Annotated in this window: 11 protein-coding genes; 2 read left to right on the top strand and 9 right to left on the bottom strand. The window is 66.3% G+C overall.

Annotated features, from left to right (window positions below):
- Nucleotides 1-7 precede the first annotated feature (7 nt).
- From SARO_RS08810 to SARO_RS08795, 4 genes are all read right to left on the bottom strand, one after another.
- Nucleotides 8-1,279 (bottom strand): SAM-dependent methyltransferase, encoded by a 1,272-nt coding sequence (locus tag SARO_RS08810; RefSeq protein ID WP_011445410.1) that lies wholly within the window; start codon nucleotides 1,277-1,279, stop codon nucleotides 8-10.
- 36 nt (nucleotides 1,280-1,315) lie between these two features.
- Nucleotides 1,316-2,680 (bottom strand): cryptochrome/photolyase family protein, encoded by a 1,365-nt coding sequence (locus SARO_RS08805; RefSeq protein WP_011445409.1) that lies wholly within the window; start codon nucleotides 2,678-2,680, stop codon nucleotides 1,316-1,318.
- A 123-nt stretch (nucleotides 2,681-2,803) separates the two neighbouring features.
- On the bottom strand, nucleotides 2,804-3,844 hold the full coding sequence (locus SARO_RS08800; RefSeq protein ID WP_011445408.1) for a 2-oxoacid:ferredoxin oxidoreductase subunit beta: 1,041 nt from the start codon (nucleotides 3,842-3,844) through the stop codon (nucleotides 2,804-2,806).
- Between the two features lie 11 nt (nucleotides 3,845-3,855).
- Nucleotides 3,856-5,739 (bottom strand): 2-oxoacid:acceptor oxidoreductase subunit alpha, encoded by a 1,884-nt coding sequence (locus SARO_RS08795; protein ID WP_041550255.1) that lies wholly within the window; start codon nucleotides 5,737-5,739, stop codon nucleotides 3,856-3,858.
- 207 nt (nucleotides 5,740-5,946) lie between these two features.
- Between SARO_RS08795 and SARO_RS08790 the strand changes: the two genes are divergently transcribed.
- A complete protein-coding gene (locus SARO_RS08790) occupies nucleotides 5,947-6,903 on the top strand; it encodes an alpha/beta hydrolase (RefSeq protein WP_011445406.1) in 957 nt (318 codons plus the stop codon).
- Nucleotides 6,900-7,385, top strand: coding sequence for an RNA pyrophosphohydrolase (locus SARO_RS08785; RefSeq protein ID WP_011445405.1), 486 nt, complete (start codon nucleotides 6,900-6,902; stop codon nucleotides 7,383-7,385). The genes SARO_RS08790 and SARO_RS08785 overlap by 4 nt, the downstream gene beginning before the upstream one ends.
- A gap of 9 nt (nucleotides 7,386-7,394) precedes the next feature.
- Here SARO_RS08785 and SARO_RS08780 read toward each other — a convergent pair whose 3' ends face one another.
- The 5 genes from SARO_RS08780 to SARO_RS08760 form a co-directional block, all read right to left on the bottom strand.
- Complete coding sequence (locus SARO_RS08780) at nucleotides 7,395-7,901, bottom strand: tetratricopeptide repeat protein (RefSeq protein ID WP_143004890.1); 507 nt, start codon at nucleotides 7,899-7,901, stop codon at nucleotides 7,395-7,397.
- A 54-nt stretch (nucleotides 7,902-7,955) separates the two neighbouring features.
- Entirely contained in the window at nucleotides 7,956-9,143 is a 1,188-nt protein-coding gene (locus SARO_RS08775; protein ID WP_011445403.1) for an RsmB/NOP family class I SAM-dependent RNA methyltransferase, read from the bottom strand.
- 10 nt (nucleotides 9,144-9,153) lie between these two features.
- Nucleotides 9,154-10,611 carry an IMP dehydrogenase gene (gene guaB / locus SARO_RS08770; protein ID WP_041550944.1) on the bottom strand — a complete coding sequence of 486 codons (1,458 nt, stop codon included), beginning with the start codon at nucleotides 10,609-10,611 and terminating at the stop codon, nucleotides 9,154-9,156.
- A 68-nt stretch (nucleotides 10,612-10,679) separates the two neighbouring features.
- Entirely contained in the window at nucleotides 10,680-12,179 is a 1,500-nt protein-coding gene (locus SARO_RS08765; RefSeq protein WP_041550254.1) for a M28 family metallopeptidase, read from the bottom strand.
- 162 nt (nucleotides 12,180-12,341) lie between these two features.
- A complete protein-coding gene (locus tag SARO_RS08760) occupies nucleotides 12,342-13,127 on the bottom strand; it encodes a 3-hydroxybutyrate dehydrogenase (RefSeq protein WP_011445400.1) in 786 nt (261 codons plus the stop codon).
- Between the last annotated feature and the right edge of the window lie 54 nt (nucleotides 13,128-13,181).

Here is a 13,181-nt window from a genome sequence, read left to right as displayed (position 1 = left end):
ACCGGGCCTAGCCGGCCTTGACCAGCGTCACCTGGCTGACATTGATCCCGCCGCCGCGAAAGCCACCTTCGCAATACATCAGGTAATAGCGCCATAAGTCGACGAAACGCTGGTCGAAGCCGGGCGGCAGACGCCCTTCCTCCACCGCCGTGTCCAGTGCCTCGCGCCACAGGCGAAGCGTTCGGGCATAGTCCTGGCCAAAGTCCGTCCGGTCCTGCCAGGTAAGGCCGCGCTCTGCGGCAAGGCGTGCGAACTCGCGCTCGCTGATGAGCAGGCCGCCAGGAAAGATGTAGGCCTGGATGAAGTCCGCGCTCGACGCATAGGCCTCGAACAACTCGTCGCGCATCGAAATGTATTGCAGCGCGGCTCGACCGCCCGGCTTCAGGCACCGCGCGAGGCAATCGAAGTAGGACGGCCAGTATTCGCGGCCCACGGCCTCGACCATCTCGACGCTGGCAATGGCATCGTACTGGCCTTCGACATCCCGGTAGTCCCGGTGAAGGTAATCGATTCCGCCGAGGCCCGAGCGCGCCAATTCGCCACGCGCCCATTCGAGCTGCTCGTCCGAGAGACTGATGCCGGTAACTTGCGCGCCGCTCTTCTCGGCAAGCCCGCGGGCGAGGAAGCCCCATCCGCATCCGATCTCGAGCACGCGCGATCCCGGCCGCAGGTCGAGACGGGCGCCAAGCCGGTCGACCTTGTTCGCCTGGGCCTCGGCAAGTGAGGCGTCGGGCGCGATGCCCTCCCACATCGCGCTCGAATAGCTCATCGTCGGGTCGAGCCACTGCGAATAGAAGTCGTTGCCAAGATCGTAGTGCGCGGCGATGTTGCGGCGCGCCTGCGCCTTCGAATTGCGGCGCAGGAGATTGAGCAGCCGCCCTCCCCACCGCCATGGGCCCTTGGCCCGCCCGATGTCGCCCAGCGCGTCGGCATTACGCATGAACAGGTCGAAGATCGGGACCGGGTCGGGACTTTCCCATTCACCCGCGACCCAGGCCTCATACCAGCCAATGGAGCCTGCCGTGGCGAGCCGGACGATTGCGTTCCAGCTCTTCAGGTGAATGCGCGCGGCCGGACCGTCTCCCCTCCCGCCAAGCGTGCGAATGCTTCCATCGGGCAGAGTCGCGCGTATGGAGCCGTGGTCCAGCCCCCGGTCTATCCCGTCCAGCGCCTTGGCGAACGAGCCGGCGAACGCGCGCGCGATCCAGCGACCGGACGCCGACAGTTTTCGTCCGCCGGTGACCAGATGCCCTCCCCTCAGTGGCGTCTGAGCATTCATCCGGCTGTTATGTGTCTGCCAGGCGCTCGGCGCAAGTCACGCCGGCTGCTTCATCCTGTCATGCGCGGCAAGGGCACGTGCCCGCGCCTCGGAATGGCTGACGATCTTTGCCGGATAGCCGCGCGGCGGAACGGCGGGATCGTGAATATCGCGGTCGGAAAGATGAGCCAGTTCGGGCACCCATTGCCGGATATAGCCTGCCGCGTCGAACTTCGGTGACTGGGTCAGCGGCGCCATGATCCTGACGAACATGTTGGAATCGACGCCCGTACCGGCTGTCCACTGCCAGTTGACCGCGTTGGATGCATAGTCGGCATCGACCAGCGTGTCCCAGAACCACCGCTCGCCCTCGCGCCAGTCGATCAGAAGGTGTTTCACAAGGAAGCTGGCGGCGATCATCCGCACCCGGTTGTGCATCCACCCGGTGTGCCAGAGCTCGCGCATGCCGGCATCGACGATGGGATAGCCGGTCCGGCCCTGTTGCCAGGCGCGCAATGCCTCGGGATCGTCGCGCCATTCGAGCCGGTCGTACGCCTCGCGCGCATTCCTCGAACCGTAGTCCGGGAATTGCACGATTACGTTCTGGGCATAGTCGCGCCAACCCAGTTCACCCAGAAACACGTCGACCGAACCGCCCGCATTCACCACCCGATGCCAGATCGTGGCTGGAGAGATCTCGCCGAAATGAAGGTGGGGCGAAAGGCGCGAGGTGCCTTCGATCGAAGGCAGGTTCCGCGTTTCTCCGTAGCGGGCCACACGGTCGGCAAAGTCCTGAAGCCGCTCTTCCGCACCGTTCTCGCCCGGAGTCCATGTCTCGCGGAACCCACCTGCCCAGTCGGGTGCCGTCGGAAGCAGCTTCCAGTCGTCCAGCGCATCGCTCGTGGGCCAGACGGCGGGCGCTTCGAGCCGTTCGGGTGCCGGCAAGGGCGGCGCAGGGGGCATGCGCTCGAGCAGGGCATGCCAGAAGGGCGTGTAGATCTTGTAGGGCCGGCCCATCCCGGTGCGGACGGAACCGGCGGGGGCCAGATAGTTGCCTTCGTGAAGGACCAGGCGGATTGTCTTGGCCACCGCCTTTTCGGCATTGCGCCACCAAGGCTCGTAGTGCTGCAATGCGTGAACGACCCTCGCCCCGGCCTCGCGGCGAACGGCGGCAAGCTCCTCGTGGCACTTGCCCCGACGCAGGATCAGGCGCGATCCAAGCTTGCGCAGCGAGGCATCAAGCTCGGCCAAGCTGTGGTGGAGCCACCAGCGCGACGCTCCACCCATGCGGCAGTGGCGCGGGGTATCGTCGTCGAGGATGTAGACGGGAATGACCGGCCCCTCGGCTGCGGCAGCCAGGAGGGCGGCTTGATCTGCAAGGCGGAGGTCGCGTCGGAACCAGACGATTACGGGGTCGCTCATCCCGATTGTTCTGGCGACTGCTCCGCGCAGTTACCACCCCTCCAGACCTGCCCCTTCGGGCATGTTGAAAGGGCGGCCCGCGATGGACCGCCCTTCAATTTCGCCAGTCAGTTGCCTGACCGGTCAGACCGGGTCGGCGGCCGTGTTGCCTACGGTCCAGGTCTGTCCCTTGCCCAGCAGCTTGGCGAGGTTCGCTTCCTTGCCGGCGCGCGCCTGTGCGTCCTGGCCGAGGAGCGTTTCCTCGTAGGTCGGACGCGGATCGTCGTAGATCACGCCCAGCGCCATCGGGAATGGGCCGAACGGCATCTCGACCAGCATGTGCGCGACCGCGCGATTGTGGACGTTGTGGACGATCACCCCCGCGGCCTTCCAGTCGCCATCGACCACATCGACGACCTTCAGCGTCAGGCTCTCGATGTCGAGCGCAATGCCCTTGGTGCCCTTGGCGAAGAGCATCGGCTCGCCGTCCTTGACCCAGAGCTGGTTCGCGTCGGCCACGCCCTTGGCGGTGAAGTCGTCGAAGCGATCCTTGTTGTAGACGATGCAGTTCTGGAAGATTTCCACGAACGCCGCGCCCTTGTGCGCGTGGGCGGCCTTGAGCACCGAAGGCAGGTCCTTCGACACGTCATAGGCCCGCGCGATGAACCGCGCGCCCGAACCCAGCGCGAAGGCGCAGGGGCTGGCCGGACGATCGACCGAACCCAGCGGCGAAGTCGGGCTTGGCGTGCCCTCGCGGCTCGTGGGCGAGTACTGGCCCTTGGTGAGACCGTAGATCTCGTTGTTGAACAGCAGGATCTGCAGGTTCACGTTGCGACGCAGGACGTGCATCGTGTGGTTGCCGCCGATGGACATGCCATCGCCGTCGCCCGTCACCAGCCAGACATCGAGGTCCGGGTTCGCCAGCTTGATACCGGTGGCGAACGCAGGGGCGCGGCCGTGGATCGTGTGGAAGCCATAGCTTTCCACGTAGTACGGGAAGCGGCTCGAGCAGCCGATGCCCGAAACGAACACCGTGTTTGCCGGATCTGCGCCCAGGTCGGGCAGCGTGCGCTGCACGGCCTTGAGGATCGCGTAGTCGCCGCAACCCGGGCACCAGCGCACTTCCTGGTCGGTTTCCCAGTCCTTCAGCGTGGTCTGGACCGCGATCTTGGTCATCTCGTTCATCGTCGTAACCTTTATGCGAGCGCAGCTTCGATCGCGGCTTCGATTTCCGCGATGGTGAAGGGCTGGCCGCTGGTCTTGTTGAGCGGCTTGGCGTCGATCAGGTACTGGTCGCGCAGGACGGTCTTGAACTGCCCCGTGTTCATTTCCGGCACGAGCACCTTGTCATAGCTGGCCAGCAGTTCGCCAAGGTTGGTCGGCAGCGGCCAGACATGGCGCACGTGAATGTGCGACACGTCCATACCCTTGCGACGGGCGCGGCGGACGGCCTGATGGATCGGGCCATAGGTGCTGCCCCAGCCAACGACCGCGAGCTTGCCCGAAGCCTCGCCCAGCGTGACGTCCTGCTCCGGAATGCCGGCGGCAATCCCGTCGACCTTGGCCTTGCGGGCATCGGTCATGAGCTGGTGGCTGGCAGGGCTGTAGTCGATGTTGCCGGTGCCCGGGTTCTTCTCGATGCCGCCAATGCGGTGCATCAGGCCAGGCGTGCCCGGCTTGATCCACGGACGGGCGCCCTTTTCGTCGCGGGCGAAGGGCAGAAGCTCGCCGTTGGGGCCATTGCGCTCGGTCAGGAACCGTGCGGGGAACGGCGTGTAGCTGGCGGGATCCGGCACCTTCCACGGCTCGGCGGCGTTGCCGATGTAGCCGTCGGTCAGCAGCATGACCGGGGTCATGTACTGCACGGCAAGGCGGCAGGCCTCGATGGCGCAGTCGAAGGCATCGGCCGGCGAACGCGCCGCGATCACGGGCATCGGCGCGTCGCCGTTGCGGCCGTAGACCGCCTGGTAGAGGTCGGACTGCTCGGTCTTGGTCGGCAGGCCCGTCGAGGGACCGCCGCGCTGCGAGTTGACGATGACCAGCGGCAGTTCGGTCATGATGGCAAGGCCCATCGCCTCGCCCTTGAGCGCGATGCCCGGCCCCGACGATGACGTCACGCCAAGCTGACCGGCGTAGCTCGCGCCGATGGCCGAAGCGATCGCGGCGATCTCGTCTTCCGCCTGGAAGGTGGTGACGCCGAATTCCTTGAGCCGCGCGAGGTTGTGCAGGATCGCGGAAGCCGGGGTGATCGGATAGCCGCCGAAGAACATCGGCAGTTCGGCAAGCTGCGCACCGGCAACAAGACCGAGGCTGACCGCTTCCGCGCCGGTGACGGTGCGGTAGAGGCCCGGTTCGCTTTCGACCGGTGCGATGTGGTACTGCTTGAGCGGCCCGGCCAGTTCCGCCGTCTCGCCATAGGCGTGGCCGGCGTTGAGCGCGGCGATGTTGGCTTCCGCCAGCACCGGGCTCTTCTTGAACTTGGCGTTCAGCCAGTCGATCAGCGGCTGGCGGTCACGGTCGAACATCCACAGCGCAAGGCCGAGCGTCCACATGTTCTTGCAGCGCAGCGCTTCCTTGTTGCCAAGGCCGAACGGCTTCACCGCCTCGAGCGTCATCGCCGAGATGTCGAACGCCAGCAGTTGCCAGTTGGCCAGGCTGCCGTCCTCGAGCGGGTTGACCTCGTACTTGGCCTTCTCGAGGTTGCGCTTGTTGAACTCGCCGGTGTCGGCGATGATCAGGCCACCGGCCTTGAGCGCGCCGACGTTTGTCTTGAGCGCGGCGGGGTTCATCGCCACCAGCACGTCGGGCTGGTCGCCCGCGGTGTCGATGTCGGTCGAGCCGAAGTTGATCTGGAATGCGGAAACGCCGAACAGCGTCCCCTGCGGCGCGCGGATCTCCGCCGGAAAGTCCGGGAAGGTCGCGAGGTCGTTTCCGGCCAGCGCGGTGGAAAGTGTGAACTGACCGCCGGTCAGCTGCATGCCATCGCCCGAGTCACCGGCGAAGCGCACAACCACTGCCTCAGGCGTCGGGTTGTCCTTGCCGCCCGTCAGCGCGTCCGGTCCATCAACTAGTGTAGCCATATCGTCCTCTGCTGCGCACATCGGGAATTTCACCCGATGCTGACACGCGCCTATGCCCCTCCCGTTCCGTTCGCAAAGAAGAAAATCTGCGCGCTCGGAAAAATCCTCACTCGGTCTTGATTCCTAACCGGCAGGCTAGTCAAGTTGCAAACGCGGACCTACCCCGTTGTAGACAACGAATCCCCAAGCGAGGGACGAGGAGAGAGCATGTCTGATCAGACCACCCACTACGTGCGCCCCGATGTTAAGGCTTTCCTCGATTTCCTGAACGGCACCGATGCCCCGCCGATGAGCCAGCTCGGCCTCGAAGCGGCGCGCGCCAGCTATATCGCAATGGGCCAGCTCGCCGAAGAGCCGCCACGCGACCTTGCCGTGATCCGCGACCTCACCTGCCCCGGCCCCGCCGGTGACATCCCGCTGCGCCTCTATGATCCGCGCGAGACCCGCGAGCCCGGTCCCGCGGTCGTCTTCTTCCACGGCGGCGGTTTCGTGATCGGCGACCTGGAAAGCCATCACAGCCTTTGCACCGAAATCGCGGCGGAACTCGACATGCCGGTGATCGCGGTGGACTACCGTCTCGCCCCTGAACATCCCTTCCCCGCCGCGCCAGACGATTGCGAGGCCGCTGCCCGCTGGATCGCCGCCAATTCCGCGACCGCGCTTGGCCGGAAGGTCACCGGGCTCATCCCGATGGGCGATTCGGCCGGCGGCAACCTGACCATCGTCGTGACGCAGGCCCTGGTCGACGAGCCTGCGGCCGTCCCCGTCATCATCCAGGTGCCGATCTATCCACTCAGCGACGACAAGCCCGACCACAAGTCGTTCCTCGACTTTGCCGATGGCTTCCTTCTCACTGCCGATTCCATGCAGTGGTTCGCCAATGCCTATCAGGCGGTTACCGGACACAAGCGGGCTTACCCGATCTATGGCGAGCATTCGACCACGCCGCCGACAGTGCTAGTGACCGCCAGCCTCGATCCGATTCGCGACAGCGGGCGGGTCTATGGCGCGGAACTGATCCGCGCAGGCGCCGAAGTCGTGTTCCTCGAAATGAAGGGCACGATCCACGGCTTCACGCAGGTGCGCAAGGCGATCCCCAGCGCACAGGCCGATATGCAGTCGATTTTCGCAGCCATCAGGCTGCTGCTGGAAAGGTTGAAATGAACGACGCGTTTGCCGGGCTTCCCTATCGTCCCTGTGTCGGGGTCATGCTGGTCAATTCGCAGGGCCGCGTGTTCGTCGGTCGGCGCATCGACGACAAGGATGGGGTTGCCTGGCAGATGCCGCAGGGCGGGATCGACGATGGCGAGGAACTTCATCCCGCCGCGCTGCGCGAACTTTCCGAGGAAACCGGCGTCGCGGCGGAACTCGTCACGATCATCGCGGAAAGCCGCGAGGAACACCTCTACGACCTGCCGGACGAACTGATCGGCAAGCTGTGGGGCGGCCAGTATCGCGGGCAGCGCCAGAAGTGGCTGCTGCTCCGCTTTGCCGGAGAAGATACCGACATCCGCCTCGATGCACACGATCCGGCCGAGTTCAGCGAGTGGCGCTGGGTCGAACCTGAACAGCTTCCCGACCTGATCGTGCCGTTCAAGCGCCGGGTCTACCGCCAGGTCGTCGACGAATTTCGCGACCTGATCTGAACGGCGTCGCTAGTTCGCTTCAACCTTCGGCTCGGCGGTAACCGCCTCTGCGGACATGACCTTGGGCGTCGGGCCGCGAGCGATGGCGGCGGAAAGTTCGGTGGTTTCCGGGCAGCTCTTCCCGCAAAGCCCTTCAAGCCGGGTCAGGTTCTTGCGCGCCTTCTCGACCGCGCCCTTCTCGACCATCGCGCCGCCCTCGCCGGAAATGGCGGCAACGTTGTTCGGCTCACGCTCCAGCGCTTCGCGGTAATAGTGGATCGCCTTGCCCTGAAGGCCATCCCGGCGCGCGGCGTCGGCCAGCGCGACGAGCGTGCCGACATTGCCCGGCTCGATCGCCAGGGCCGCCTCGAAGCTGTCCGTGGCCGCCGCGACGTCACCCTTGCCAAGCAGGGCGCGACCTTCCTTGAGAAGCACTTCCGCGCGGGGATCGAGCGGCGCGGAACTGCGCGCCGATCCCATGCTGCCCGTCACGCCGACGATGAGGGAAAGGGCAAGCGCAACGGGGGCAAAACGCATCAGCAACTCCTTGAGCCGGAGACCATCGCTGAATGTACCGGCGTGCATGAGCCTTCAGTTAACACGACGCACGATTGTTGCGAAGAAAAACCCGTCGGTACCATCACCAAGGGGCGTAAGGCGCCAGCCCTTGCCATGCGGACGGCCCGCCGGAAGCGGCGGCATGGCGACGGACCAGTCCGGATGCGCTGCAAGAAACGCCTCGATCCGGTCGCGCCCCTCCGCATCGATCAACGAGCAGACCACATAGGTCAGGCGTCCGCCGGGCCGCACCAGCCCGGCACCGATCTCGAGAACATTGGCCTGCATCGTGCAGTAGCGTTCGATGGACCTTGGATCGAGCCGCCAGCGCGCTTCGGGATTTCGCCGCCAGGTGCCCGTGCCCGAACATGGTGCGTCAACCATCACGGCATCGGCCCTGCCCGCCCAGTCGGCAAGCATCTCGGCCTCTTTCCCGGGGTTGAGCAGCCGCGTCTGCGCAAGTACGCCCGCACGCGCGGCCCGGTCCGGTAGCCGCGACAGACGCGCGCGGTCGATGTCGCACGCCAGCAGTTCGCCGGTGTTGGCCATCGCCGCACCGAGCGAAAGCGTCTTGCCGCCACCCCCGGCGCAAAGATCGACCACGGCTTCGCCCGGCTTCACGTCCAGCGCCATGCAAGCGATCTGGCTGCCGGAATCCTGCACTTCGAACAGGCCTTCCTGGAACTCGGGCCAGCTTTCGGCGGCCGTGCCGGACGGCAGGCGCAGCGCATCGGGCGCGGCAGTGACTTCCAACTCGACGGGAAGCCGCAGCCGAAGTTCGTCGCGCGTGATCCTTAGGGTGTTTGCCCGGATGTCGAGCGGCGCCCTGCCCAACAGCGCCGCCTGCTCGTCCTCGCCAAGGCCGGACTGCCGCAAGCGCTCGCTCAGCCAGGCGGGCGCGTTGCCGCCCTCGGCCGCCACTTCGCCTGCCCTGATCGGCGCAGGCCCATATGTGGAACCATCGAAAAGCGCGGCAATTCCAGGGTCAGCCACGGCCACGCGCAGCATCGCCGCGCGGCCGCTTTCCGGGACTTCGCCGCAGACGCGGATCGCGCTCCACACGAGTTCACGGATCGCGCGGCGATCCTTCGAGCCGACGAAGCGCCGCGACCGGAACCAGTCCGCGGCGATCCGATCGGCAGATGCCCCTTGCGCCTTCGCCGCCGCGATCACCGCGTCAAGCAGATCGATCGCCGCCTGTACGCGGGCGGAAGGGGTCATCGGGTGGCTCTCAGCCCACCTTGTAGTTCGGCGCCTCGCGCGTGATCGTCACGTCGTGGACGTGACTTTCGCGCAGGCCCGCATTGGTGATGCGCACGAACTGCGCGCGCTTGCGCAGATCGTCGATCGTGGGGCTGCCGGTATAGCCCATCGCGGCCTTGATGCCGCCGACGAGCTGGTGGACCACATCCTTGGCCGGTCCCTTGTAGGGCACCTGGCCTTCAATGCCTTCAGGCACCAGCTTCATTTGGTCCTTGATGTCCTGCTGGAAATAGCGATCCGCGCTGCCGCGCGCCATCGCACCCACCGAACCCATGCCGCGATACGACTTGTAGGCGCGTCCCTGGTAGAGGAACGTCTCGCCCGGCGCTTCCTCGGTGCCGGCAAGCATCGACCCGATCATGACCGAGCTTGCACCGGCGGCCAGCGCCTTTGCAGCGTCGCCCGAAGTCCGCAGGCCGCCGTCGGCAATGACCGGCACGCCCGACTTTTCCGCTTCGGCGGCGCATTCCATCACGGCGGTCAGCTGGGGCACGCCAACGCCCGCGACGATGCGGGTGGTGCAGATCGATCCGGGGCCGATGCCGATCTTCACGCCGTCCGCGCCCGCATCGATCAGCGAACGCGTCGCCTCGGCCGTGGCGACGTTGCCGGCGATCACCTGGACCGAATTCGACAGCTTCTTCGCTGCCTCGACGGCGCGGGCAACGTCACGGTTGTGCCCGTGGGCGGTGTCGATGATCACCACGTCGCATTCCGCCTCGACCAGCGCCTGGGTGCGCAGGAGGCCTTTTTCGCCGACCGTCGTGGCGGCGGCAACGCGCAGGCGTCCGGCCGCATCCTTGGTGGCGTTGGGGAAAGTGACCGCCTTCTCGATGTCCTTCACCGTGATGAGGCCAATGCAGTGGAAGGCATCGTCCACCACCAGCAGCTTCTCGATCCGGCGCTGATGCAGCAGGCGGCGCGCCTCGTCGCCACTCGAACCGAGCTTCACGGTCGCCAGGTTCTCGTGCGTCATGAGTTCGCGCACGGGCTGCTGCGGGTTGTCGGCAAAGCGCACGTCGCGGTTGGTGAGAATGCCGACGAGCTTGCCGGACGCCTCGACCACCGGAATGCCGCTGATCTTGTGCTGGCGCATCAGCGCCTGCGCCTCGCCCAGCGGGGCATCGGGGGAAATGGTGATGGGGTTGACGACCATCCCGCTCTCGAAGCGCTTTACCGCCCGGACCGCGGCGCACTGCTCTTCGATCGAAAGGTTGCGGTGGAGTACGCCGATCCCGCCAAGCTGCGCCATGACGATGGCCATGTCGGCCTCGGTCACGGTGTCCATGGCAGAGGACAGGATTGGGATGTTGAGGCCGATGCCCTTGGTCAGGCGGGTGCGGGTGTCGGCCTGGGATGGCACGATGTCCGACTCGGCAGGACGCAGAAGCACGTCGTCGAAGGTAAGGCCGAGAGGGATATCCATGATGGGCGCCACTTCCTGTGTCCGGGGAGATTCGTGGCGGCCCATGTAAACAGGAAGATCGGGTTCCGCTAGGGGGTTTGGGCCCGCTTCGATCCGGCCCCCGGATAGCGCTTCGGATCGGCGAATGCGCGGACCAGTTCCGCCTGGAGCAGCACGTCGTCGGCCATGCCGCCATAGTCGATTCCCGCGCCGGCCTGGTCGGTCGGGCGGTGATAGGTGTCTTCCATGAACCGTTCGAGGCGTTCCATGTTGCCATAGCTGCTGCTGACCATGACCGTCGGCACGTCGTGCTGCATCAGGATCCAGCTATCCTGCCTGCGGATATAGGCGTTCGCCCCGTCGCCGGGCGCGAGCTTGCGCTTCATCCGCCGCACCACGTCCGCGATCAGCGGGTCGAGCGGGGTCATGCCCCTGCCCACGATTCCCACTGGCGCCCCCGCCGGCACCAGCCCGGTGCTGTCGACGTTGAAGGCCGCGACGATACGGTCGAGCGGGATCGGCGGGTCCTCGGCAAAGGCCATGGCGCCAAGCAGGCCGAGTTCCTCGCCCGTGGTCGCGAGGAAATAGACGTCACGCTCCATCGGTCTCCCGCGCGACAGCAGCCGCGCGGTCTCGGTCATCACCGCCAGGCCGGAGGCGTTGTCGATCGCGCCGTTGCAGATGAGGTCCTCCGCGGGCGGCGCGGCGCATTCGCCGAAGTGGTCCCAGTGCGCCAGCATCAGCACCGCTCCGGCCGCAGGGTTGCGCCCCGGGAGCCGGCCGATGAGGTTGTGGGTCTTGATCCGCGTCTCGCGGCTCGTCGCCTCGAACGTCGCGGTTATGCCTAGCAGGTAGGGCGCAAAGCCCGGTGCGTCGGCATCGGCACGCAGGCGCGCCACATTGGGATGGGCGGAAGTGGCCAGCAGCAGGTTCGCGGCGGCGGGCGAAAGGAAGGCCTCGATCTCGTTGCCCAGCGTCTCGCCGGCGATCGCGTAGCCCGCTCGCCGCCGCCGCGCGATCACGTCTTCGATCCCGCGTTCGCCATCGAGGATCGTGACGACCGCCAGTGCGCCCGCATCCAGCAGCTTTCCGGCCCGGTCGCTGCTCCGCTGAGGATCGCCAACGGCTGCCTGGCTGTCCAGCATGACCGCCACCCGGCCCGCCAGCTCAGCCCGCGGAACGCCAGGCGACGTTGCATGGCCGACGAACAGCAGGGGCGCGTCCTGGACAAGGCTGCGCAGGCCGGAAGTCACCACGAAAACGCTGTCGGCCGGCAGGCTGACCCGCTTGCGCCCGCGCACGAAGCTGGCCCGCGACACCAGCGGTTCGCGCTCGACCAGTTCCACCGGAGCGAACCATCCGCTGCCGGGGATGTTCGTGCCCGCCTCCATGCCGATGTCGAACCACTGCCGCGCCAGATAGCGCAACGTCTTGGTTTCGCCCTCGGTGCCAGGTTCGCGCCCGTCGAAATCGTCGCTTGCCAGCGTCTCGACGTGGACCTTCAGCGTGTTCTCGAGCGGCGTGGGCTTCCTCGGCGCGGGCCTTGCGGCGACGAGCGCCAGCGCCGCGATGACAAGCGCCGCTGTCATCGTTTTTCGCAAGCCGCCCCTGTTGCCGCACCCGGCTCGCTTCATCGCCGTCCTCAAACGCTTCGTCGCACGCCCTTGCTCTCAAAACCCGGAGCCCGACGCAAGTTCCCAATTGGGCCGCGCCGGATGAACAGAACTTTACGACGAGCGGTGCCGGACGCCTTATTCCGCCACCCAGCCACCATCCATGTTGTAGTTCGCACCGGTGATGTTGCGCGCCTCGTGCCGGCACAGGAACAGCGCCAGCGCGGCCACGTCCTCGGGCTGGACGAACTGCTTGGTCGGCTGGCGGGTCAGCAGCACGTCGTTGATCACCTGCTCGCGCGTCATCCCCCGCGCCTTCATCGTGTCGGGGATCTGGTTCTCGACCAGCGGAGTCCAGACATAGCCGGGGCTGATGCAGTTGGCGGTCACCCCATGCGTCGCCAGTTCCAGCGCCAGCGTCTTCGTCAGCCCTGCGATCCCGTGCTTTGCCGAGACATAGGCCGCCTTGAACGGCGATGCCGTGAGCGAGTGGGCAGAAGCCGTGAAGATGATGCGCCCCCAGCCCTTGGCCTTCATCCCCGGAATTGCGAGCCGGCAGGCATCGAAGGCCGACGTGAGGTTGAGCGCGATGATCGCATCCCACTTCTCGACCGGGAACTCCTCGACCGGCGCCACGTGCTGCATGCCGGCGTTGTTGATCAGGATGTCCACCGCGCCGAATTCGGCCAGCGCCGTCGCCATCATCGCCTCGGTGCCCTCGCGCCGCGTAAGATCCCCCGCCGCAAAGATCGCTCGTCCGCCGCTGGCGTCGGCGAGTTCCCGGCAAAGCGCCTCGATCTCGGCCGGATCGCCGAAGCCGTTGAGAACGATATGCGCCCCTTCCGCCGCGAGAGCCCGCGCATAGGCAAGGCCGATGCCCGAGGTCGAGCCAGTCACAAGCGCACACTTGTCCTTCAGGAACATTCGCCAACTCCGGAGATTCTGGATAGGTAGATCGGATTGGCATCGCGGGCGAAG

Source organism: Novosphingobium aromaticivorans DSM 12444 (assembly GCF_000013325.1).
Classification (GTDB): domain Bacteria; phylum Pseudomonadota; class Alphaproteobacteria; order Sphingomonadales; family Sphingomonadaceae; genus Novosphingobium; species Novosphingobium aromaticivorans.
Note: the sequence above shows the minus strand (reverse complement) of the source record. Positions and strands in the feature narration are given on the sequence as shown.

Coding starts and splice junctions, on each gene's coding strand:
- SARO_RS08775 (WP_011445403.1), bottom strand. CDS start 9,143: ATGACCCCTTCCGCCCGCGTACAGGCGGCGATCGATCTGCTTGACGCG.
- SARO_RS08760 (WP_011445400.1), bottom strand. CDS start 13,127: ATGTTCCTGAAGGACAAGTGTGCGCTTGTGACTGGCTCGACCTCGGGC.
- SARO_RS08795 (WP_041550255.1), bottom strand. CDS start 5,739: ATGGCTACACTAGTTGATGGACCGGACGCGCTGACGGGCGGCAAGGAC.
- SARO_RS08805 (WP_011445409.1), bottom strand. CDS start 2,680: ATGAGCGACCCCGTAATCGTCTGGTTCCGACGCGACCTCCGCCTTGCA.
- SARO_RS08810 (WP_011445410.1), bottom strand. CDS start 1,279: ATGAATGCTCAGACGCCACTGAGGGGAGGGCATCTGGTCACCGGCGGA.
- SARO_RS08800 (WP_011445408.1), bottom strand. CDS start 3,844: ATGAACGAGATGACCAAGATCGCGGTCCAGACCACGCTGAAGGACTGG.
- SARO_RS08780 (WP_143004890.1), bottom strand. CDS start 7,901: ATGCGTTTTGCCCCCGTTGCGCTTGCCCTTTCCCTCATCGTCGGCGTG.
- SARO_RS08790 (WP_011445406.1), top strand. CDS start 5,947: ATGTCTGATCAGACCACCCACTACGTGCGCCCCGATGTTAAGGCTTTC.
- SARO_RS08785 (WP_011445405.1), top strand. CDS start 6,900: ATGAACGACGCGTTTGCCGGGCTTCCCTATCGTCCCTGTGTCGGGGTC.
- guaB (WP_041550944.1), bottom strand. CDS start 10,611: ATGGATATCCCTCTCGGCCTTACCTTCGACGACGTGCTTCTGCGTCCT.
- SARO_RS08765 (WP_041550254.1), bottom strand. CDS start 12,179: ATGACAGCGGCGCTTGTCATCGCGGCGCTGGCGCTCGTCGCCGCAAGG.